The 20,701-nt window shown below is 60.8% G+C and carries 22 protein-coding genes; 15 read left to right on the top strand and 7 right to left on the bottom strand.

The genetic code is table 11. The features are described from left to right. Nucleotides 1-21 precede the first annotated feature (21 nt). From AB1E42_RS02495 to AB1E42_RS02485, 3 genes are read left to right on the top strand one after another with little or no spacing between them, the layout of a single operon-like run. Nucleotides 22-1,203, top strand: a complete 1,182-nt coding sequence (locus AB1E42_RS02495) for a GNAT family N-acetyltransferase (RefSeq protein ID WP_368346354.1) — start codon at nt 22-24, stop codon at nt 1,201-1,203. Continuing rightward, complete coding sequence (locus tag AB1E42_RS02490; protein ID WP_368345422.1) at nt 1,200-1,496, top strand: 4a-hydroxytetrahydrobiopterin dehydratase; 297 nt, start codon at nt 1,200-1,202, stop codon at nt 1,494-1,496. Before AB1E42_RS02495 ends, AB1E42_RS02490 begins: the two co-directional genes overlap by 4 nt. Nucleotides 1,497-1,498: 2 nt before the next feature. After that, complete coding sequence (locus AB1E42_RS02485; RefSeq protein ID WP_368345421.1) at nt 1,499-2,350, top strand: mechanosensitive ion channel family protein; 852 nt, start codon at nt 1,499-1,501, stop codon at nt 2,348-2,350. A 41-nt stretch (nt 2,351-2,391) separates the two neighbouring features. On the opposite strand, the gene AB1E42_RS02480 is transcribed toward AB1E42_RS02485, so the two are convergent. Continuing rightward, entirely contained in the window at nt 2,392-2,895 is a 504-nt protein-coding gene (locus AB1E42_RS02480; protein ID WP_368345420.1) for a peroxiredoxin, read from the bottom strand. A gap of 85 nt (nt 2,896-2,980) precedes the next feature. Between AB1E42_RS02480 and AB1E42_RS02475 the strand changes: the two genes are divergently transcribed. Genes AB1E42_RS02475 through zapE form a run of 3 tightly spaced genes read left to right on the top strand, consistent with a single transcriptional unit; the run spans nt 2,981 to nt 5,839 of the window. Further along, a complete protein-coding gene (locus AB1E42_RS02475) occupies nt 2,981-4,192 on the top strand; it encodes an NAD(P)/FAD-dependent oxidoreductase (protein WP_368345419.1) in 1,212 nt (403 codons plus the stop codon). Further along, complete coding sequence (rsmD, locus tag AB1E42_RS02470; protein ID WP_368345418.1) at nt 4,189-4,767, top strand: 16S rRNA (guanine(966)-N(2))-methyltransferase RsmD; 579 nt, start codon at nt 4,189-4,191, stop codon at nt 4,765-4,767. Before AB1E42_RS02475 ends, rsmD begins: the two co-directional genes overlap by 4 nt. A 25-nt stretch (nt 4,768-4,792) precedes the next feature. Then, nucleotides 4,793-5,839, top strand: a complete 1,047-nt coding sequence (gene zapE, locus AB1E42_RS02465) for a cell division protein ZapE (protein WP_368345417.1) — start codon at nt 4,793-4,795, stop codon at nt 5,837-5,839. Nucleotides 5,840-6,010: 171 nt separating this feature from the next. Here the strand turns inward: zapE and AB1E42_RS02460 are convergent, their stop codons facing one another. The 3 genes from AB1E42_RS02460 to AB1E42_RS02450 are packed head-to-tail and all read right to left on the bottom strand — an operon-like array spanning nt 6,011 to nt 9,200. Then, the gene (locus tag AB1E42_RS02460) at nt 6,011-7,285 is read right to left on the bottom strand and encodes a folylpolyglutamate synthase/dihydrofolate synthase family protein (protein WP_368345416.1); all 1,275 of its coding nucleotides are present in this window, start codon (nt 7,283-7,285) and stop codon (nt 6,011-6,013) included. A gap of 12 nt (nt 7,286-7,297) precedes the next feature. Next, on the bottom strand, nt 7,298-8,227 hold the full coding sequence (gene accD / locus AB1E42_RS02455) for an acetyl-CoA carboxylase, carboxyltransferase subunit beta (protein WP_368345415.1): 930 nt from the start codon (nt 8,225-8,227) through the stop codon (nt 7,298-7,300). A 55-nt stretch (nt 8,228-8,282) separates the two neighbouring features. Then, on the bottom strand, nt 8,283-9,200 hold the full coding sequence (locus tag AB1E42_RS02450) for a CPBP family intramembrane glutamic endopeptidase (protein WP_368345414.1): 918 nt from the start codon (nt 9,198-9,200) through the stop codon (nt 8,283-8,285). Between the two features lie 111 nt (nt 9,201-9,311). Between AB1E42_RS02450 and ilvD the strand changes: the two genes are divergently transcribed. The 6 genes from ilvD to AB1E42_RS02420 all read left to right on the top strand — a co-directional run bounded on the left by ilvD (nt 9,312) and on the right by AB1E42_RS02420 (nt 16,064). Then, on the top strand, nt 9,312-11,042 hold the full coding sequence (gene ilvD, locus AB1E42_RS02445) for a dihydroxy-acid dehydratase (protein WP_368345413.1): 1,731 nt from the start codon (nt 9,312-9,314) through the stop codon (nt 11,040-11,042). A gap of 49 nt (nt 11,043-11,091) precedes the next feature. After that, nucleotides 11,092-11,685 (top strand): hypothetical protein, encoded by a 594-nt coding sequence (locus AB1E42_RS02440; RefSeq protein WP_368345412.1) that lies wholly within the window; start codon nt 11,092-11,094, stop codon nt 11,683-11,685. Nucleotides 11,686-11,772: 87 nt separating this feature from the next. Beyond that, entirely contained in the window at nt 11,773-12,543 is a 771-nt protein-coding gene (locus AB1E42_RS02435) for a DUF6478 family protein (RefSeq protein WP_368345411.1), read from the top strand. Between the two features lie 8 nt (nt 12,544-12,551). Continuing rightward, complete coding sequence (locus AB1E42_RS02430; RefSeq protein WP_368345410.1) at nt 12,552-12,935, top strand: hypothetical protein; 384 nt, start codon at nt 12,552-12,554, stop codon at nt 12,933-12,935. Between the two features lie 73 nt (nt 12,936-13,008). Beyond that, on the top strand, nt 13,009-15,033 hold the full coding sequence (locus AB1E42_RS02425) for an FAD-dependent oxidoreductase (protein WP_368345409.1): 2,025 nt from the start codon (nt 13,009-13,011) through the stop codon (nt 15,031-15,033). 125 nt (nt 15,034-15,158) lie between these two features. Then, nucleotides 15,159-16,064, top strand: coding sequence for a LysR family transcriptional regulator (locus tag AB1E42_RS02420; RefSeq protein WP_368345408.1), 906 nt, complete (start codon nt 15,159-15,161; stop codon nt 16,062-16,064). Between the two features lie 78 nt (nt 16,065-16,142). On the opposite strand, the gene AB1E42_RS02415 is transcribed toward AB1E42_RS02420, so the two are convergent. From AB1E42_RS02415 to AB1E42_RS02405, 3 genes are read right to left on the bottom strand one after another with little or no spacing between them, the layout of a single operon-like run. After that, a complete protein-coding gene (locus AB1E42_RS02415) occupies nt 16,143-17,174 on the bottom strand; it encodes an OmpA family protein (RefSeq protein WP_368345407.1) in 1,032 nt (343 codons plus the stop codon). Further along, on the bottom strand, nt 17,137-17,853 hold the full coding sequence (locus AB1E42_RS02410) for a GNAT family N-acetyltransferase (RefSeq protein WP_368345406.1): 717 nt from the start codon (nt 17,851-17,853) through the stop codon (nt 17,137-17,139). The genes AB1E42_RS02415 and AB1E42_RS02410 overlap by 38 nt, the downstream gene beginning before the upstream one ends. Next, the gene (locus AB1E42_RS02405) at nt 17,850-18,572 is read right to left on the bottom strand and encodes a competence/damage-inducible protein A (RefSeq protein WP_368345405.1); all 723 of its coding nucleotides are present in this window, start codon (nt 18,570-18,572) and stop codon (nt 17,850-17,852) included. The genes AB1E42_RS02410 and AB1E42_RS02405 overlap by 4 nt, the downstream gene beginning before the upstream one ends. 42 nt (nt 18,573-18,614) lie before the next feature. On the opposite strand from AB1E42_RS02405, the gene sfsA reads away from it, so the two are divergent. The 3 genes from sfsA to AB1E42_RS02390 are packed head-to-tail and all read left to right on the top strand — an operon-like array spanning nt 18,615 to nt 20,668. After that, the gene (gene sfsA, locus AB1E42_RS02400) at nt 18,615-19,319 is read left to right on the top strand and encodes a DNA/RNA nuclease SfsA (protein ID WP_368345404.1); all 705 of its coding nucleotides are present in this window, start codon (nt 18,615-18,617) and stop codon (nt 19,317-19,319) included. A 55-nt stretch (nt 19,320-19,374) separates the two neighbouring features. Continuing rightward, nucleotides 19,375-20,184 carry a type I methionyl aminopeptidase gene (gene map / locus AB1E42_RS02395; protein ID WP_368345403.1) on the top strand — a complete coding sequence of 270 codons (810 nt, stop codon included), beginning with the start codon at nt 19,375-19,377 and terminating at the stop codon, nt 20,182-20,184. Continuing rightward, a complete protein-coding gene (locus tag AB1E42_RS02390) occupies nt 20,177-20,668 on the top strand; it encodes an N-acetyltransferase family protein (RefSeq protein ID WP_368345402.1) in 492 nt (163 codons plus the stop codon). Before map ends, AB1E42_RS02390 begins: the two co-directional genes overlap by 8 nt. The last annotated feature ends 33 nt before the right edge of the window (nt 20,669-20,701 follow it).

Genomic DNA, 20,701 nt, shown 5'->3' with positions numbered 1-20,701 from the left:
AAATCCCCCACTTTCAGCCCTATGGAAACCGCCGTCGAAATCCTGACCCACAGCAGCATCGCGGATATCCCCGCCACCGAGTGGGACGCTTGCGCCTGCCCCGAAGCAACAAATGATGGCCGTCCGTCCGATCCGTTCTCAACCCATCGCTTTCTGTTGGCACTGGAGCAAAGCGGCTCAGTCGGGCGCGGTACAGGCTGGCAACCGCACTACCTCGCCGCGCGGTTGGACGGAGAACTAATCGCTGTCGCCCCAACCTTCGCCAAAAGCCACAGCCAGGGCGAATATGTCTTCGATCACAACTGGGCACATGCTTACGAGCAGGCAGGTGGGCGGTATTATCCAAAACTGCAAATCGCCGTTCCGTTCACCCCTGCAACTGGCCGCCGCTTCCTCACCCGCCCCGGCCACGAAGCTACCGGCATCAGCGCGCTCCTACAAGCCGCCCAACATGTGTCCGAGGAAAACCGGCTATCGTCCTTCCACGTCACCTTCTGCACCGAGGCAGAGGCCCAGATCGGAGAAGAGATCGGCCTTCTGCGCCGAACGGGCCAGCAATTCCATTGGGAAAACGAAGGTTATAAAAGCTTCGATGATTTCCTCGCCGCGCTCTCCAGCCGCAAGCGCAAAACAATCCGCAAGGAACGCGCAACCGCGCAGGCCTTCGGCGGCGAAATCATCACGCTCACCGGCGACCAGATCCAACCAGAGCACTGGGATGCCTTCTGGGTGTTCTATCAGGATACCGGCAGCCGCAAATGGGGCTCTCCCTACCTGACCCGCGCCTTCTTCGACATCCTGCACGAAACCATGCGCGATGATGTGGTCCTCGCCCTCGCCTCCCGCGATGGCATACCTGTCGCTGGTGCATTGAATTTCATCGGGCGGGAGACACTCTTTGGCCGCTACTGGGGCTGCACCGAATTTCACCCCTGCCTGCATTTCGAACTGTGCTATTATCAGGCCATCGACTACGCGATCGCCCACGGCCTCCGCGTCGAAGCGGGCGCACAGGGCGAGCATAAACTCGCCCGCGGCTACCTTCCCGCTCCGGTGCATTCCCTGCACTGGATCGCTGATCCCGGCTTCCGCGACGCCGTCGCGCGCTATCTCGATGCTGAACGAGAGGCCGTTGATCACGAAATCGAAGTTCTCACCAGCTACGGCCCTTTCCGCCGCACCGAAATGGAGGAGCAGGAATGACCCAGAAATTGAACGACATCGACCGCGAAGCCACCCTCGCACCGCTTTACGACGCAGGCTGGAGCCTCTGTGACGACCGCGACGCCATCACGAAAACCTTCACTTTCCGCAATTTCGTGGAGGCTTTCGGCTTCTTGACCCGCGCCGCGATCTGGGCCGAAAAACTCAACCATCACCCCGAATGGTTCAACGTATACAAGACAGTCACTGTCACCCTTACAACCCATGATGTTGACGGCCTCAGTGATCTGGACATAAAACTCGCCAAGAAAATGGATAGTTTGGCTGGGTAATTATGGAAAAACTACTTTCGACCGAGATCTGGGCAGGGCAAACCCTCGCCAATGTTCTGACGGTGGATTTCTTCGCGGGCGTGATGGGCAATATTCTCGCAGCGCTCCTCATCCTGCTTGCAGGCATGTTCGTCGCTGGCTGGGCACGCAAACGGATCATGGCGGTGGGGAGCCGCTTTGAACAGCTCGACAATACGCTGTTCAACTTCCTCGCCAATATAACGCGCTATGTGATCCTTGGCTTTGCCTTCCTGTTCGTTCTGAACACATTCGGCATTCAAACCACCAGCTTCGTCGCGGTGATCGGTGCCGCCGGTCTTGCGGTTGGCCTCGCGCTACAGGGCACCCTTTCTAACGTCGCCGCTGGCGTGATGATCATCCTGTTCCGCCCCTTCAAGCTTGGCGATTTCGTAGAGGTCGGTGGGCAAATGGGCACCGTGAAGGACATCTCGCTGAACTTCATTGAACTGGCGACCGCCGCCAATGTACAGGTCATCGTGCCCAATGCGCAGGTTTGGGGCAACACGATCACCAACTATTCCGTCTACAGTACCCGCCGCGCCGAATGGCTGTTTGGCGTGGGCTACGGCGCTGATCTCAAGAAAGCCGAGGCGATCATCCGGCGCGTCGTGCTTGAAGACCCCCGCGCCCTTGCAGAGCCGACACCCTTCATTCAGGTCAATAATCTCGGGGATTTCTCAGTCGATTTTCTGGTGCGCGTCTGGTGCAACAGCGGCGATCTCTTCCAGTTTCAAGCCGATATGAAACGCGCCGTGAAAGAGGCGTTCGATGCCGAGGGGATCGACATTCCCTTCCCGACACAAACCGTCATTCGTCAGGACGAAACAGCCTGACACTCAAAAAAGGGCGCCGCTTGGCGCCCTTTTCTCTTGGCTCAAGCCATGACCTTTTCGAGGTCGTCCAGCATCGTCTCACCGCCCGAAAGCTCGCAAACCCCGCGTGCCTCCTCAACGTTGATCACTTTGACAACACCATCATCGGCAAACAGCGCATAGCGCACTGACCGATCGATGAAACCGATTGCCTCGGCGGTAAAGCTCATGCCTACGGCCTTGGTATATTCGGCCGCTGGATCGGCGAGCATCGTGATCCCCGCCGCGTCCGCACCTGACATTTCGGCCCAAAGCTTCATCACATGAATATCGTTCACAGAGATGCAAATGATCTCGTCCACGCCTTTCGCATCAAATTGCGCCTTGGTGCGGATAAAGCTCGGCAGATGCGCCGATGAACAGGTCGGCGTAAACGCCCCCGGCAACGCAAAAATCACCACGCGACGCCCTTTGAGCTTCTCTCCCAGAGAGACGAATTCCGGCCCCTCAGCCCCCATGTACGCCAGTTGAACGTCAGGAAGCCGGTCGCCCACAGAAATTGCCATCTGATTCCCCTTTTTCGGAATTGCACATGTCCTTTGGCGGGATATAGGGTCGACAACGTCAATCGACCACTGGAAAGGGAAGAGAATGGCACATTTCGTCGTGGTAGGCGCAGGCCAGGCCGGAGCCTCACTCGTTGCCAAGCTGCGCAGCGAGGGATTTGAGGGGCGCATCACGCTCATCGGCGCCGAGGCCAATCCACCCTACCAACGCCCGCCGCTTTCCAAGGCGTACCTGCTCGGTGAAATGGCGCTTGAACGCCTCTACCTGCGCCCGCAGTCCTTTTACGATGACCAGAATATCGAACTGCGGCTCGAAACCCGCGTCACCGATATCGACGCCGAGGCACGCAACCTGACGCTCTCCACCGGCGAAACCCTGACCTATGACAAACTCGCCCTTACCACAGGCTCCCATCCGCGCACCCTGCCCGCTGCAATCGGCGGCACGCTCGATGGCGTCTACACGATGCGCGATCTTCAGGACGCAGACGCAATGGCACCCGAATTGGTCGAAGGCCGCAGCGTCCTGATCATAGGCGGAGGCTATATCGGCCTCGAAGCCGCTGCCGTTGCGGCCAAAAAAGGCCTGAAGGTCACGCTGGTCGAGATGGCCGACCGCATCCTCCAGCGCGTTGCCTGCCCTGAAACATCCGATTACTTCCGCGCTCTGCACGCCTCCCACGGCGTGGATATTCGCGAAGGTGTCGGCCTCGACCGCCTCGTCGGGACCGACCGCGTCACCGCCGCCCACCTGACAGATGGTACCGAACTTGCGATCGACTTCGCCATTGTCGGCGTCGGCATCGCTCCCGCCACGGCACTGGCCGAGGCCGCCGGTGTCACCGTCGACAACGGCATCGTCACCGATCTCCACACCCGCACCTCCAACCCCGATATCCACGCGGCAGGCGATTGCGCCACCCTACTTTTCAAAGGTCAGCAGATAAGACTCGAAAGCGTCGGCAACGCCATTGATCAAGCAGAAGTCGCGGCAAAGAATATGCTAGGGCAGAATGTGGAATATGTGCCCGCGCCTTGGTTCTGGTCCGACCAATACGACTGCAAACTCCAGATCGCCGGCCTCAACATCGGCTACGATAAAGTCTACGTCAAAGAAGGCGACAACGGCGCGCGGTCCCACTGGTACTACAAGGAAAGCAACCTCATCGCAGTCGATGCGATGAACGATCCACGCAACTACATGATCGGCAAGCGCCTCATCGAAGCGGGCAAATCTCCCGCGCCCGAGGTTATCACCGATCCCGCAACGGACATGAAAGCCCTGCTCCGCGCGTGAGGATCATCGGTGGACAATGCCGTGGCTTGACCTTGGCCGCCGTGGGCAAAGGCGACACCGCCGCCCATCTGCGCCCGACTTCCGATCGGGTGCGCGAAAGCCTGTTCAACGTCCTCGCGGGCGGCCGTTTCGGTGATCCGGTCGAAGAGGCAATCGTCCTTGATCTCTTTTCAGGAACCGGCGCACTGGCGCTCGAAGCACTCTCCCGCGGCGCAGCCAACGCTACGCTCGTCGATAGCGGTCGCGCCGCCCAGCGCCTGCTGCGCGACAACATCACCCGCTGCCGCATGGAAAGCCGCGCCAAGACGCTCTCCAGTGACGCAACGCGCCTGCCCGCACGCCCGCTCGGCCAGCCCGCCGCTACATTGGTGTTTCTCGATCCGCCCTACGGCAAGGGCCTCGGCCAACAAGCCCTCGCCAGTGCCGCAACCCAAGGCTGGATCGCCCCTGACGCACTGATCGTATTCGAGGAAAACGCCGCGCAACCTGCACCGCAGGGCTTTACCCTGAGCGACCAGCGCCGCTACGGCGATACATGGATCACCTTCTTGGAGGCCGACGGACCTTCCCAATAACAGCGAGTCAGTCTAGGCAACGCCCATGACCATCAGTGCCGCATATGAAAGCGTCGTCAGCGCCGGGAAAATCAAACCCGATCCCGCGCAACAGGCTATGCTGCCGCACCTCGACCGTATCGTCACCGAGCTTTCCAAACCCGTCAAAAAAGGCTTCTTCCGCAAAAAGGCTCCCGACGCGGTGCGCGGTCTTTATATCTGGGGCGGCGTGGGGCGCGGCAAATCAATGCTGATGGATATGCTTTACGAGCACGTCGATGCCCCCAAACGCAGGGTGCATTTTCATGTGTTCATGCAGTGGGTCCACACCGAAATGACCGCCGCCCGCAAAACTGGCGTGGAGGACGCCCTTGCCCCCGTTGCGGCCCATTTGACCGACAATCTGCGCCTGCTCGCCTTCGACGAAATGCAGATCACCGATATCACCGACGCCATGATCGTTGGGCGACTGTTCGAAGCGCTGTTCAAGGGCGGTGTATGCGTCGTCACCACCTCCAACCGCCATCCCGATGAGCTTTACAAAAACGGGCTGAACAGGCAGCTGTTTCTGCCCTTTATTGCGCTGATCAAAGAGCAGCTCGATATCGTCGAACTCGCCAGCCCAACGGACCACCGGCAGGGGCGTCTCGAAGGGGCGCAAAGTTATTTCACCCCCATCAACGCCGACAGCCGCGCCACGATGGAGGCCGTCTGGCAAGATCTGACAAACGGCACGAAAGAGCCACTCGTGCTTCATGTCAAAGGCCGCGAAGTTGAGATTCCCGCCTTCCACAACGGCGTCGCCCGCGCACGTTTCTATGACCTATGCGGTCAGCCCCTTGGGGCGGCAGATTACCTCGCCTTGGCCAGCGCCGCGCGGGTTCTGCTCTTGGAGGACATCCCCCGCCTGTCGCGCTCGAATTATAACGAGGCCAAGCGTTTCGTAACCCTGATCGACGCGCTCTACGAGGCCAAAGTCCGCCTCATCTGTTCCGCCGCCGCCGAACCTGAAATGCTCTATGTCGAAGGCGAAGGCACCTTCGAATTCGAGCGCACGGCAAGCCGTCTGAGGGAAATGCAAGCGGTGGATTAGGGGCAGTAACGCCCGCCAGATAAACAGAAGGACGGACATTTGTCCGCCCCCCCGCCCTGCCAAACTCTCACATGCGCAGGAGGCAGGTCTCCACAATGGCACATGTCACGTTGGGCATATCTAGCGACAAAAACGAATCACCGTCAACAATTGAAACCAAAGTGGCGGCGATCAGCCGTTCTCGCGCATCACATGACCAGCAAGGTAAAGCGATCCGCAGATCAAAATTCGCGCAGCAGGATCACGCGCGGTGATCTCCTCGATAGCCGTGCGCACACCGTCCGCAATCAACACCTCGGCAAAGCCCGCGCGCCGTGCAGCGTCGGCCGTGGTTTCAGCGGGGAGCGTGTTCATCTCTCCGGGGATCGAAACTGCCGTGAGGCTGGCCGCAACGCCCGCCAATGGCTTCAGATAGCCGGTGATGTCCTTGGTGTTCAGCATCCCGCAGATCAAATGCGTCGGGCGCGGCGGCTGTTGGGAAAGGGTTTCCGCCAGCACAACGCCTGCGGCGGGGTTATGCCCACCATCAAGCCACAATTCGGCAGGTCGCGCCAAGTCAACCAGCGCACCTTGCGTCAGCTGCTCCATACGCGCAGGCCAATAGGCTTTCGTCACTGCCGCCTCACATGCCGCATCGTCCATCCCCAGCGCGCGCAAACCTGCAATCGCCGCACCGGCATTCATCACCTGATGCGGCCCGCGCAAATTCGGCAGCGGCAAATCCAGCAGCCCACCCTCATCCTGATAGATCAACCGTCCCCGCTCGGTCCCAACATGCCAGTGCTGCCCATAGGCCAGCAGCGGCGCGCCCAATCTTTCCGCCTGCCGCTCGATCACCGCCATGGCTTCATCATGCTGCGGACCAACGACACAAGGCACACCGCGTTTGATGATCCCTGCCTTTTCGCCCGCGATTTCCGGTAAGGTTTCACCCAGAAATTGCTGGTGATCCAGATCGACCGGCGTGATCACAGTCAATGCAGGCGCATCAATGACATTCGTTGCGTCCAGCCGCCCACCAAGGCCAACCTCTAGCAGGGTATAGTCTGCATCCGTCTCGGCAAAAGCCAACAAACCCGCCACCGTGGTAATCTCGAAATAGGTGATGCTCTCACCGTCATTAGCGGCATAGCACCGGTCCAACACCTCGGTGAGCGCGGCCTCACTGATCACTGCGCCCGCAAGCCGGATACGCTCGTGAAACCGCGCCAGATGCGGCGAGGTATAGGCATGTACCCGTGCGCCACTGGCCTCTAGCCCCGCCCGCATCATGGCTTGGGTCGATCCCTTACCATTGGTCCCCGCCAGATGGATCACCGGCGGAAGCCGGTCCTGCGGATTATCCAAGGCAGCCAAAAGCCGCCACACGCGGTCGAGCGTCAGGTCAATCACCTTGGGGTGAAGCGCCATCATCCGTTCGAGGATGACATCAGATCTTTGGGTCACAGGAGGTGCTTTCTACGCGCCGCTCTTGGCGGCTTTGCCGTCAACTTCATTCTCTACGGGGGCCGGAGCAGGCAAATCGCCCTTCAGCGCCGGTTCCAGCCCCAGAAGCATCCGCAAAATCTGGATCAGCTCGTCACGCATCTCCGTGCGCGGCGTCACACGGTCCAGCATACCGTGATCCAGCAGATACTCCGCCCGCTGGAAGCCCTCGGGCAATTTTTCGCGGATTGTCTGCTCGATCACGCGCGGACCCGCAAAGCAAATAAGCGCATTCGGCTCGGCAATCTGCACATCGCCCAGCATCGCGTAGGATGCCGTCACCCCGCCGGTAGTCGGATGGGTCAGCACCACGATATAGGGCAGGCCCGCTTCCCGCAGCATTTCCACCGCAACCGTCGTGCGCGGCATCTGCATCAGGCTCAGAATGCCTTCCTGCATCCGCGCACCACCCGCAGCAGAGAACAGCACCAACGGGCGCTTCAGCTCAACGGCACGTTCAGCGGCGGCAATGATCGCATTGCCCACATACATGCCCATAGACCCGCCCATAAAGGTAAAGTCCTGCGCCGCAGCCACAATCGGGGTCTTGCCGATCTCACCTTCCGCAACGAGCATCGCCTCTTTTTCGGCGGTTGAGCGCTGCGCCGCTTTCAGGCGTTCGGTATATTTCTTCTGATCGCGGAAGTTCAGCGGATCGGCGATCGGTTCCGGCACCTTCACCTCGGCAAAGGCGCCATTGTCGAACAGCGCCTCAAAACGCGCACGCGGCGTAATCGCCATATGGTGTCCACAGCTCGTGCAAACATTGAGGTTTTCCGCCAGTTCACGGTGAAACAACATGGTTCCACACTCACTGCACTTCTTCCACAAATTCTCTGGCACTTCCCTGCGCGAGAAGAGCGAATTGATTGTCGGACGAACGTAATTGGTAATCCAGTTCATGTGCAGTCTCTTACCTTGATGGGACCGAGATAATCCGCAGCGCCATGAATTGCAATCAGAGCCTGATCGCCACCCGCGCCGCCAGCCACATTACACCCACGGCCAGCAATATGTAGATAAACTCGAAAATCACCGTTGGGTCGGCCAATGCCTCCAACCCGCGCGCCCTCAGTGCCGGATCAACCGGAACCAACAATACAAGCGCCAGCCCCGAGGCTTCGCTATCCTTAAAACCGTAGAGCAACAGCGCATGAACGTTATTCGCAAAATGCAGCCCGATGGCCGCCCCAATTGATCCGCTCCGCGCTGTAAGGTCCGCCGCAGCGATGCCGATCAACATCGCCCAAACGGCCCAAAGCACCCCCTCCGCCGGCCCCATCGCATTGAAGTAATGGCTGGCCCCGAAAATCGCACTCGGCAAGACCATCCAGACAAACGGCGAACGCCAGCGCACCGCCAGTTGCTGCTGCAAATATCCCCTAAAGAACAACTCCTCCGTGCTGGTCTGCAAGAGCACAAATGGCAACGATACAACCGCCGCCAATAGCCACGGTGTCAACGGGCGCACCTCGGCCACCAGATCAGCACCCACCCAAGGCGGCAAAACCTCCATCGCCAAGGCAAGCGCAGTCACCCCCAAAAATGCACGTTTGAGATCAGCAAAAACCACGCTATCGCCAAAAAGCGTTGCGAACCGGCGCCCATGCAGCTGCCGCACCACAAACACCAGCGCCGTCAACGGGATCGCAAAGAACCCCAGCTGCACGATAAGCGAAAACGGTTTATCTCCCTTGGCGAATGCCGAGAACGCCTCCGCATCCATCGGCATCAGCCCCATCAGCAGCGGCGCCAGAAAGAACGACAGCACAACAATCGCAACACCGGTCAGCGTCCGCGATAGCTCCGCCGCATCGCGGGCCGCCGCGACGAATTGCGGATGTCGTGGGTAATAGGGCGCCATGTTACGGGTCATGTTTTCCTCCTATCGCCCCTCGCCTCTTCGCGCAATTCCACCATATCTTGCTTGTGAAGGCCGAAGCTGTCTTTTAGACCGTGGTGGACTGTTTTTTTCGGAGGATCCAAGATGGCTCGCCAGTTCGACAAATCCAAACTTCCCAGCCGTCACGTTTCGGTCGGCCCCGCACGCGCCCCGCACCGTTCGTACTACTATGCAATGGGCATGGACGAGGACGATATCAAACAACCCTTCGTCGGCGTCGCCACCTGTTGGAACGAAGCCGCACCCTGTAACATCTCGCTGAACCGTCAGGCACAGTCTGTAAAACTCGGCGTCAAAGCTGGCGGCGGCACGCCCCGCGAGTTCACGACCATCACCGTTACCGACGGCATCGCAATGGGCCACGAAGGCATGCGCTCGTCGCTGGCCTCCCGCGAAGCCATCGCTGATACTGTCGAACTGACCATGCGCGGCCACTGCTACGACGCCATCGTTGGCCTCGCCGGTTGTGACAAATCCCTGCCGGGTATGATGATGGCAATGGTGCGCCTCAACGTACCGTCGGTGTTCATCTACGGCGGTTCGATCCTTCCAGGCCGGTTGAACGGTCAGGACGTCACCGTGCAGGACGTGTTCGAAGCGGTCGGCAAGCATCAGGCCGGCAACATGAGCGATGCCGAACTGGAAATCATCGAGCGCGTCGCTTGCCCCTCCGCAGGGGCCTGCGGCGGCCAGTTCACAGCCAACACGATGGCCTGTGTGTCCGAAGCCATCGGCCTCGCCCTGATGAATTCGTCAGGCGCTCCGGCCCCTTATGAGAGCCGCGATCAGTATGGCATCGCTTCCGGTGAAGCGGTGATGGATCTCATCGAGCGCAACATCCGCGCCCGTGATGTCGTCACCCGTAAGAGCCTCGAAAACGCCGCTCGCGTCGTAGCTTGCACCGGCGGCTCCACCAACGCTGGCCTGCACTTGCCCGCAATCGCCCACGAAGCCGGCATCGACTTCGATCTGGCCGATGTCTGCGAAATCTTCCGCGACACGCCGTATTTCGTCGATCTCAAGCCGGGCGGCCAGTACGTTGCCAAAGATCTCTACGAGGCAGGCGGCGTTCCGGTCGTGATGAAGGAGCTGCGCAAAGCGGGCCTTATTCACGAAGACTGCATGACCGCCTCTGGCCGTAGCATCGGCGAAGAGCTGGACATGATCAAAGGCGAAGCCGACGGTCGCGTCATCTACCCGATCGAAACCCCGATCACCAAAACCGGCGGTGTTGTGGGTCTACAAGGCAACCTCGCCCCAGAAGGCGCAATCGTTAAGGTCGCCGGCATGGACGAGGAACAGCAAGTCTTCACCGGCCCTGCCCGCGTGTTCGAATGCGAAGAAGACGCTTTCGAAGCGGTCAAGCAGCGCGCCTACAAAGAAGGTGAAGTCCTCGTCATCCGTAACGAAGGCCCCGCTGGCGGCCCGGGCATGCGCGAAATGCTCGCCACCACCGCCGCGCTCTCTGGTCAGGGTATGGGCAAGAAAGTGGCACTCATCACCGATGGCCGCTTCTCTGGCGCGACCCGTGGTTTCTGCGTGGGTCACGTTGGCCCCGAGGCCGCGCATGGCGGTCCGATCGCACTTCTTGAAGATGGCGACATGATCACCATCAACGCGATCAAAGGCGAAATCAGCGTCGCACTATCTGACGAGGAACTGGCCAAGCGCAAAGAAGCGTGGTCTGGCCCGCGCGATACGATCTACGCCTCCGGTGCGCTGTGGAAATACGCCCAGCTTGTCGGTTCCACCCGCCTTGGCGCTGTGACCCATCCGGGCGCCAAGCACGAAAAGCACATCTACGTCGATCTCTGACCGGATGCGCGTACGTCGGATTGCTCCACTCCTAACGGGGTTGGCACTTATGCTCAGCCAGACCGCCTGCGTTAATGGCGGTCTGGGTGGGCTGTTCGGCGGCACACAGGAAATCGCCGTGCGCGGTGGCGCTGTCACCGTGCGCGGCCCTGCAAATTTCTGCATCGACGGCGCCGCCAGCAACAGCGCCGACGGCTTCGCGGTTCTTGCAGGCTGCAACGTCATCGCCACCCGTGGCAAAGCGCCAGCGCACCCAGCGCTCATCACCGTTCAGGTCGGAGTTGCAGACAGCGCCACCGTCAACGGCGCCGAAGATGTTCTGGCCAGTTTCCTTGAGAGCGACGATGGCGCGGAACTGCTCAGCGCCTCGGGCGACGCCAGCGCGATCAAAATCGAAGATGTCCGCCATTCCGACGGGCTGGTCGAGGTCCGCTTCACTGATAGCAGCCCCCTCCCGACAGAGGCACTTCAGGTCGGCGAGTGGCGCGCCTTCACCGATGTGGCGGGCCGTCTCGTCACCATCAACGTGCGCAGCCTCGCCCGTGCGCCCCTTCTCCAGCAGGAAGGCGCGGTCCTCCTGCGTCAGGCTGTTGCAGCGATGAAGGCGGCAAATCCCGCACCCGCCGTTGCCGACGCAGGCTGACGGGCCACTTGCCCTCGGCACAACCTTATGTAGCAACTTGAGCCGAACCGTGCATAATTACGGGAAAAGAGCAGGCTCACGGGAACGATGCGCAGATATATTTCATTGCTAGACAAACTGCTGCACCGCAGGCTCCTGCGCCGCTGGTCGCGCATGGCACGCGACGCTGGCACTATGGACCTTGCCGAGCTGCGCCGCGCACGCACCGCCGCCCGCCAGTTGCGCACCCGCATCGACGAACTGGCAAACAAGGCCGACGGTCGCCTCGCCCTTCCCGCCATTGGCAACGATATTGTGCAGGCACCGCCCAATGCCGAATGGTCATGGCGTCCACCGCTGTTTCGCGGCCCGCTTGCCCGCCAAGGCATCACCGCCGTGCCGACCAAAACCGCAATGGCTGACGGTATCACCCTTTTCCACGATTGCCGTGAGAGCGAACTGACCCTCCGCCAGTTACGCAACATCCGGCCCGAAGATCTCGCGCCATTTGGCCTGCGGATGGATGTGTTCCGCTTCGACGGCACGTTCCTCTCTCTGGTGATCGACATCCCTCCCGAAGGCGCACAAGGGCTTCTGAAGCGCCATTTGGTGCGGCTATCCACCATCATCGAAGTAGAAAAGCCGCTCGAAATCTTCGCGCGTCTCAATGTCCGCCATGGCCCCAACACCGAGCAAGTCGTCCGCGAACTCCCCCTCCACATGGAGGAAATCGTCGTGGAGTTTGATCTCGCCTACACCAAACTCAACGAAAAGCGGATCGAGGGCATGTGGCTCGATCTAATCTTCGAAAGCCCACAAATGAATCAGGTCACCATCCGTGACCTGACCTTCAGCCGCTATCCCCGCGCCGAAATCTGAGGTTCCAGATGCCAGAAATATCCCTCGAAAAAACGCGCCTCGCCGCCGGTGTCTGGGAAGGCATCGTCACCATCCACAGCGACAATGGCTTGCCGCCCCTTCTGCGCATCACCCATTTCGATACACCCCTTGAGGATTTCGAACTTGAAGCGGCTGACAAAAGCGGCCAGTGGCACCTCCGCATCCCCATCCCCGCCGAACTGATCACCGACGGCGTGCAAACATTCGTCATTGCAGACCGCGAAACCGGCGAAGCCATTGGCAGCTTTGCCTTGCTGGCGGGTGATGCGATGGCTGAAGATATTCGCGCCGAATTGGATATGCTCCGCGCCGAGCTGGACATGCTCAAACGCGCCTTCCGCCGCCATTGCAACGAGACGATGGGCAGCTAGCCACTTGTTGACGTCGCGTTCAACGTGACGCCCGCGTTCAGCGCGGGCAAGGTGCGGCCAACAGGAGTTTTCGATGTCCCATTACCCGTTGTTGTTGTCCCCGCTTGACCTTGGCTTCACCACCCTCCCCAACAGGGTGCTGATGGGCTCCATGCATACCGGCCTCGAAGAAACCGGCGATTGGAACCGCGTCGCCGAGTTTTACGCAGAGCGGGCGCGAGGCGGCGTTGGCTTGATGGTCACAGGCGGCATGGCACCAAACGCCGAAGGCGGCGTTTTCAAAGGGGCCGCTGGCCTCTTTGGCCCGCAGGATATCGCCAACCACAAGATCGTCACCGACCGCGTTCATGATGCGGGCGGGCGTATCGCGATGCAGGTTCTCCACGCAGGCCGCTACGCCTACTCGCCCGATTGTGTTGCCCCTTCTGCCATCCGCGCCCCGATCGCGCCTTTCCCACCGAAGGAACTGGACGAAGCCGGCATTGAAAAACAAATCGCAGACATCGCCACCGCCGCCACCCGCGCCCGCGAGGCTGGCTATGATGGGGTCGAGATCATGGGCTCAGAGGGGTACTTCCTGAACCAGTTTCTGGTCACGCACACCAACCGCCGCACAGACCGCTGGGGCGGCTCCTATGAAAACCGCATGCGCCTGCCGCTTGAGGTCATGAAGCGCGTTCGCGCCGCCGTTGGCGATGATTTCATCGTCATCTACCGGCTGTCGATGATCGACCTCGTTCCAAACGGCTCCACATGGGATGAGGTTGTCACCCTCGCCCGCGCGATAGAGGCCGCCGGCGCATCGATCATCAACACCGGCATCGGCTGGCACGAAGCCCGTATCCCCACCATCGCCACATCCGTACCCCGCCGCGCCTTCACATGGGTCACGAAAAAGCTGATGGGCGAGGTATCGATCCCCGTCATTACCTCCAACCGGATCAACACACCCGAAGTGGCTGAACAGGTCTTGGCCGATGGCTGCGCCGATATGGTGTCGATGGCGCGCCCATTTTTGGCCGACCCGCATTTCATCTCCAAAGCGGCACAAGGCAGATCCCGCACCATCGCCCCCTGCATCGCCTGCAATCAAGCCTGCCTTGACCATACCTTCTCGGGCAAACTTTCCTCCTGCCTCGTCAATCCCCGCGCCTGCCATGAGACTGAACTGGAGATCACGCCAACGGATGCCCCCAAAGAGGTTGCCGTTGTCGGTGCTGGCCCCGCAGGGCTTTCCGCCGCGATCACCTCGGCCCAGCGCGGTCATGCCACCACTCTGTTTGACAAGGCAGACGCGATAGGCGGTCAGCTCAACATGGCCCGCCGCATCCCCGGCAAGGAAGAGTTTCACGGCCTCGTTGACTGGTTCACCACCATGCTCACCGAATCCGGCGTCACCCTGCGCCTCGGCACCAGCCCATCGCCTGCCGATCTCGCCGCATATGATGAGATCATCATCGCAACCGGCGTATCGCCCCGCATCCCAGAGATTTCGGGGCAAGAACACGGCTCCATCCTCAGTTACGTTGACGTCTTGTCCGGCAACGCACCCGTGGGCGAAAACGTCGTTATCATCGGCGCAGGTGGGATCGGCTTCGACGTGGCGGAATTCCTCGCCACCAATGACAGCCCGACAGAAGACCTCGCCGCCTGGAAGGCGGAATGGGGCGTCTCCGACCCCGAAAACGCGCGCGGCGGCCTCGCGCCCGAAGGCCCGCGCCCCGAAGCACCCCAACGCCAGATCACCCTCCTTCAGCGAAAAGCCGAAAAGCCCGGTCGCGGACTCGGCAAGACAACCGGCTGGATTCACCGCACGACCCTTCGCGCCAAGGGCGTGAAGATGATCGGCGGCGTCCGCTATGATGCGATCGACGATAAAGGCCTCTGGATCACCCCCGACGAAGGCCGCGGCGAGCCGCGCCTGATCCCTGCTGATACCATCGTCCTCTGTGCCGGCCAGCTCAGCCAACGCAGCCTCGCAGACGCACTTTTGGCAGAAGGAAGGCAAGCTCATGTCATCGGCGGTGCCGATGTCGCGGCCGAACTTGATGCCAAACGCGCTATAAATCAGGGGGTTCGCCTCGCCGCCACGCTCTAGCTGGCTGTTTCGATCCAGTTATCAGTCGAACCTAAATTCCCGATATTGTCAGGCATAGGCCGCTTTCCTGCCCGATTTGGCCGTCACAAAAGTCTGAACAACGAGTGGAATTGCAAGGATCGAGTATGGATCGTCTCACCGAAATGGAAGCCTTCGCTACCGTCGTAGATCAAGGTGGTTTTACCGACGCCGCAAAGAAAATGGGCATCTCGAAATCGGCCGTGTCCAAACACGTCTCCGCACTCGAAGCCCGTCTCGGCGCACGGCTCCTTAATCGCACGACCCGCCGCGTCAGCCCGACGGAAATCGGCCTTGCCTATTACGACCGCGCAAGGCGCGTCCTCAACGATGCTGGCGAAGCGGATGCCCTCGTCACCTCGATGCAATCAGCACCCTCCGGCCTTCTGCGGATTTCTGTGGCCACCGATTTTGGCGTCAATCACCTTAGCCCGGTGCTGGGCGAGTTCCTGAAGGAATTTCCAGACATCACGGTCAACATGGTCCTCAACAATCGCTACGTCGAACTGATCTCCGAAGGTTTCGATATGGCCGTCCGGATCGGCGAGTTGGAGGACAGCACACTCCGCGCCCGCAAGCTGACCGAAACCAATCTACGGATGATCGGCTCTCCCACCTATTTCCAGCGCAATGGCCGCCCAATGAAGATCGACGACCTCAACGATCACAAGCTGCTGCACTATTCCAATCAGGCCAATGCCGCAGTCTGGAAACTCACCGCCCCCTCCGGCGAAAAGCGTCAGGTCCGCACCTCCGGCTCGCTGACGGTGAATGACGGCCAGTCCCTCCTGAATGCCTGCATCGCGGGCCTCGGCATCGCCTACCTGCCGTCTTTCCTCTACGCCGATGCGATGAAGGCTGGGTTGGTGGAAGAGGCCATCCCCGATCTGCCGGAAGAGCGTCAAGGTATCTACGCTGTCTATCCCCCGGGCCGCTTTACCCAGCCGAAAGTCCGCGCTTTCATTGATTTTCTTGCGCATTCTTTCTCGGATAAAGGTCCGGAAACTTGGTAGAAACCTAGACTTCCGCTGCTTGACGAAAACGCATCTTTCACCGGTCGCGCTCCTCCGGCGCCGCCGGTGCAACGCTTTCTAACGCACCGTCAGGACAACTGCCTCAACCCGCCGGTTCGCCTCGCGCCCCGCCTCCGTGGCATTGCTGGCAATCGGCGCAAGATAGCCAACGCCTTCCGCCGTCAGCTGCGCCTCATCGACCCCGTAACGCGCCACTAAGCGCTCCTTGACCGCCTCGGCCCGCCGCCGCGACAGCGCGACATTATTCTCAAGCGCCCCGACAGCATCCGTATGCCCGACCAGCGCCAAGCGGTGGTTCGGATCGGCTTTGAGGTATTCAGCCACAGCCTCCAGCGTGGCGAACGGCCCAGCAGCCAATGTCGCGGCACCACTATCGAACCGCAAATCATCCAGCACCAGCCGCCCCACTTCGGCTAAGGATGCCCGCGGATCCCCGGCAAAGCCCAGCTGCGCCGCGTCAGCCTGATCCGCCACGTCCATCCGCTGCGTTCCGCCCAGCGCCACGCCGCCCGCCGTCGCAAGTACCTGCGTCACGCTATCTTCTGGCACCACGCTCGACACTTGCACAAAAGCCGCCGCCTCTGAGCGGCTTACAAGGATCGTGACGCCTGTAGTCCCATCCGCACTCCGCGCCGAAAGATACCGGAAACCAGTCAGGTCCACATACATCTTCGGCGGTGGCAGCACATCAATCGCCCGCAGGAAATCAAACCCGCCACAATTCGCGGCGCGACATTCCAGCAATATCTCGAAGCTGCTCTCCAACAGCTGCTCTCTGATCGGGCGCATGATTTGCAGCGTTGTGATCCCGCCGCCGCCAAGCCGCCACGCCTCGTGGCGCACCGCTCCTTCCATGCGATCCACCGCAAGCCCCTCGGCTTGCAATGGCGCCATCGGTAAACGCAGCGATCCCAGCGGAACGGACCGTTCCACCTGAAGCGCCGCGTTGTTCGGCAACTCAAGCGATACCGCACCGGCCACCGCAGGCACCAGCACCAAGGCCGCCGCAAAGGCCGCAATGATTTCTTGCAACTGGTTCACGAGCGTCCCGTCACTCCGGCTTGATCCGATAATGGTACTGTCCCACAACCGTCATCCCGTTGGAAGCATAGAGACAATGCGCCCGTTCATTGGCCTCGGTGACGATCAAACTCAGCCACTTGGCACCGTTCCGCGCGGCCCACGCTCCCGCAGCCTTCAGCAGCGCCGCGCCCACTCCCTGTCGCCGCTCGCTTTCCAGCACCTCTATCGCATGCACCATCGCGATATCCCCGTCGATCCCGACGTAGCAGGTGCCCGCGGGCCGGTCCTTATTGCGTGCAAGAATACTGGTCTTTGGATCACAGCCACGCTGCATCACGTCCAGCCGCGCCGCGCCGATACCGCCTGCCTGCCAAATCTCCTTTTGGATCTCCAGCGGTGGCCAACACGCATATTCGCGTGCCGGTCCGCCGTCGAATGTGAGCGGCGCAATGTAAAAGCGCACAGGGTCTTTAACCGCGTAGCCCGCTTCATCCAGCAGCTTGTCCAGCGCATCCTCACCCTGCCGCACCATGAATAACGGCACCTGCCCCAGCGCACGCATCGCGGCCTCGGCTTCCGGCAAATCTGAAGCGTCAGCCTCCCCCGCAGCTAGTGTCGCGGAGGAAACACGGCTCCCGCCACCGCCGCCTTCACGGATAATCCAGCGCCCCACGCGCCGACGATCCTTCGCAGGCCACGTCGCTTCGGTAACAGCATAAAGCCGCTGGATTGTCGGTTGCGTCATTCCGGAAATGTATCCCGCAGACGGATCATCGCGGCATCAACCCGCGCGCCGTCACTGCCACGGATCACGATATTCGCGCCGTACATTCCGTTCTGTTGGAACGGATAAGACCCGATCGACAGGTCCGCAAATTCGGTGGCCAGCGCCGCGAGCGGCCCCGCAATATCTCCCTCCCCGCGTTCAATGCGCAGCGATTGGCTCAACAGCGGTGCGCCGCGGGTCAGCCCCGGCAGAACCGAGGCCACCATCGCCTGAAAGACACTCGGCACGCCTGCCATCACATGCACATTACGGATCGTGAACCCCGGCGCACCGCTGACGGGGTTTTCGATCAACGTCGCGCTATCGGGGATGCGCGCCATCCGCAGCCGCGCCGCGTTCAGCTCTTGTCCACTCGCATCATAACGCGCCTGCAAGATCGCCCGCGCATCTTCGCGCACATCGATATGATCGCCAAAGGCTTCCGCCACGCAGTCGGCGGTGATGTCATCATGCGTCGGCCCTATTCCACCGCTGGTGAACACATGCTCATAGGCATCGCTCAGCGCCCGCACCGCCGCCACGATGGCCGCTTGATCATCGCTGACGACGCGCACTTCCTTCAGGTCAATGCCGCGCTTGGTCAGCTCGCCCGCGAGGAAATGCATATTGGCGTCACGGGTGCGGCCCGAAAGTATCTCGTCCCCGATCACAAGCATCGCGGCGGTGGGATTTGGCATCATACTTCTCCTCTGTCTCAGCATTGGGTATAGGCCTGCCCTATGCGCTTTTCCACTCCTCTCGTGCCCGCTCGCCTGATCCGCCGTTACAAACGGTTCCTCGCCGATTGTCGCCTTGACGATGGGCGCGAAATCACCGCCCATTGCGCCAATCCCGGCTCGATGCTGGGGCTCGCCGCGCCCGACACGCGCATCTGGCTGGAGCCGAACGACGATCCGAAGAAAAAGCTCAAATTCGGCTGGCGGCTGGTCGATCATGAAAATGGCCATTTCACCGGCGTCGATACTGCCGTGCCGAACCGAGCGCTCAAACTGGCGCTGGAATCGGGCAGCATTCCCGAACTCGCAGCCTACACTTCAGTGCGGCCCGAGGTGCGCTACGGTCAATCCAGCCGGATCGACTTCCTCTTGCAGGCAGAGGGGCTGCCCGATGCCTATATCGAAGTGAAAAGCGTCACCCTCAGCAGGCACGCAGGGCTGGCCGAATTCCCTGACGGCGTCACCACGCGCGGCGCAAAGCATCTGGGTGAACTGGCGGAAATGGTCGCCCAAGGCCACCGCGCGGTGATGTTCTACCTCGTTCAGCGCACCGATTGCACGGCGATGACCCTCGCCGCCGATCTCGATCCGGCCTACGCCGCTGCCTCCGCCGCCGCCCGCGCCGCAGGGGTCGAGGCAATGTGTTACGACGCACAGATTTCTCCCGAAGGTATCACCATCGGCAAACCCATCCCGCTGCGGGTCTAGAACATCCCGCCACTTTCGCTTATGTGCCCCTTGGAACGAAGCATGAGGTTCTCAAGTGAGCGACGGCAAGGCAACAGTGACCAAAGATGGCATCCGCATCTATCAGGAGGCCGATTTCGCCGGCATGCACGCGGCAGGCAAAGTCGCCGCGCAAATCCTTGATGATATCGCGCCGCACGTCTTTCCCGGTCAAACAACAGGCCAGATCGACAAACTGATCACCGAAATGGTCGAAGCCTCAGGCTCGACCTCCGCCACCATCGGCTACAAAGGCTACCATCACGCCTCATGCATCAGCGTCAATCACGTCGTCTGTCACGGCATTCCGGGGGACAAAGTACTGAAGAACGGCGACATCCTGAATATCGACGTCACCGTTATCGTCGATGGCTGGTTCGGCGATACCAGCCGCATGTATGTCGCAGGCTCCCTGAGCCGCAAAGCCGAGCGCCTGATTCAAGTCACCCATGACTCGCTGATGAAAGGGATCGAAGCCGCCCGCCCCGGCAACACTTTCGGCGATATCGGGCACGCGATCCAATCCTATGTCGAAAAGAACCGCATGTCGGTCGTCCGCGATTTCTGCGGCCACGGGCTTGGGCTCGTATTCCACGCCCCGCCGAACGTCCTGCACTACGGGCGTCCCGGCACCGGCTCGACCCTTGAAGAAGGCATGTTCTTCACAATCGAGCCGATGGTTAATCTCGGTCGCCCCGAAACCAAGGTTCTTGCCGATGACTGGACAGCCGTGACCCGCGACAAATCTCTCTCGGCCCAGTTCGAACATTCCATCGGGATCACCGCCGACGGCTGCGATATCTTCACCCTCTCGCCATCGGGCCGCTTCCACCCGACCTATGGCTGAGGCCGCCGCGCCGCGTTTGGCCACACCCGCCGACGCGGACGCCATCGCAGCTTTGCATGTGCAGGCATGGGATGAAACCTATCGCGGCCTCCTCCCCGAACCGGAGATCGACGCCCGCTCCTTCGACGTTCGCCAGCAGCAGTGGCGCAACCAGCTCGCCGATACTGCCAAACGCACCTACCTGATCCCCCACATGGGCTTCGTGCAGGTCGGCCCCCAGCCAGACCCCGCCCATGCAGCACAGTATCCTGAATTCCTCTTCGCACTTTATCTCGTTCGCGCCGCGCAAGGCCGCGGCCTCGGGCGCCGATTGATGGCGACCGCGTATCGCCACCCTTTCACCGCGCTCTGCCTGTCCACCAATGTGCAGGCCCGCGCCTTCTATCGCCATCTCGGTGGAATAGAGCTGGCGGAGGTCGAAGGACCCAACGGGCCGGACGATGTCACTGATATTCTAATCGGCTGGCGGTCTTCGCCCCGATAGGCCGTCAAATATATTGACGCTGCTGCAATTCCG

The organism is Pelagovum sp. HNIBRBA483 (assembly GCF_040931995.1).
GTDB lineage: Bacteria > Pseudomonadota > Alphaproteobacteria > Rhodobacterales > Rhodobacteraceae > JAEPMR01.
Note: the sequence above shows the minus strand (reverse complement) of the source record. Positions and strands in the feature narration are given on the sequence as shown.

Coding starts and splice junctions, on each gene's coding strand:
- AB1E42_RS02495 (WP_368346354.1), top strand. CDS start 22: ATGGAAACCGCCGTCGAAATCCTGACCCACAGCAGCATCGCGGATATC.
- AB1E42_RS02450 (WP_368345414.1), bottom strand. CDS start 9,200: ATGACCCGTAACATGGCGCCCTATTACCCACGACATCCGCAATTCGTC.
- AB1E42_RS02405 (WP_368345405.1), bottom strand. CDS start 18,572: ATGCCAAATCCCACCGCCGCGATGCTTGTGATCGGGGACGAGATACTT.
- sfsA (WP_368345404.1), top strand. CDS start 18,615: ATGCGCTTTTCCACTCCTCTCGTGCCCGCTCGCCTGATCCGCCGTTAC.
- accD (WP_368345415.1), bottom strand. CDS start 8,227: ATGAACTGGATTACCAATTACGTTCGTCCGACAATCAATTCGCTCTTC.
- AB1E42_RS02475 (WP_368345419.1), top strand. CDS start 2,981: ATGGCACATTTCGTCGTGGTAGGCGCAGGCCAGGCCGGAGCCTCACTC.
- zapE (WP_368345417.1), top strand. CDS start 4,793: ATGACCATCAGTGCCGCATATGAAAGCGTCGTCAGCGCCGGGAAAATC.
- AB1E42_RS02430 (WP_368345410.1), top strand. CDS start 12,552: ATGCCAGAAATATCCCTCGAAAAAACGCGCCTCGCCGCCGGTGTCTGG.
- AB1E42_RS02435 (WP_368345411.1), top strand. CDS start 11,773: ATGCGCAGATATATTTCATTGCTAGACAAACTGCTGCACCGCAGGCTC.
- AB1E42_RS02425 (WP_368345409.1), top strand. CDS start 13,009: ATGTCCCATTACCCGTTGTTGTTGTCCCCGCTTGACCTTGGCTTCACC.
- AB1E42_RS02420 (WP_368345408.1), top strand. CDS start 15,159: ATGGATCGTCTCACCGAAATGGAAGCCTTCGCTACCGTCGTAGATCAA.
- AB1E42_RS02410 (WP_368345406.1), bottom strand. CDS start 17,853: ATGACGCAACCGACAATCCAGCGGCTTTATGCTGTTACCGAAGCGACG.
- AB1E42_RS02440 (WP_368345412.1), top strand. CDS start 11,092: ATGCTCAGCCAGACCGCCTGCGTTAATGGCGGTCTGGGTGGGCTGTTC.
- AB1E42_RS02480 (WP_368345420.1), bottom strand. CDS start 2,895: ATGGCAATTTCTGTGGGCGACCGGCTTCCTGACGTTCAACTGGCGTAC.
- ilvD (WP_368345413.1), top strand. CDS start 9,312: ATGGCTCGCCAGTTCGACAAATCCAAACTTCCCAGCCGTCACGTTTCG.
- AB1E42_RS02490 (WP_368345422.1), top strand. CDS start 1,200: ATGACCCAGAAATTGAACGACATCGACCGCGAAGCCACCCTCGCACCG.
- AB1E42_RS02485 (WP_368345421.1), top strand. CDS start 1,499: ATGGAAAAACTACTTTCGACCGAGATCTGGGCAGGGCAAACCCTCGCC.
- AB1E42_RS02390 (WP_368345402.1), top strand. CDS start 20,177: ATGGCTGAGGCCGCCGCGCCGCGTTTGGCCACACCCGCCGACGCGGAC.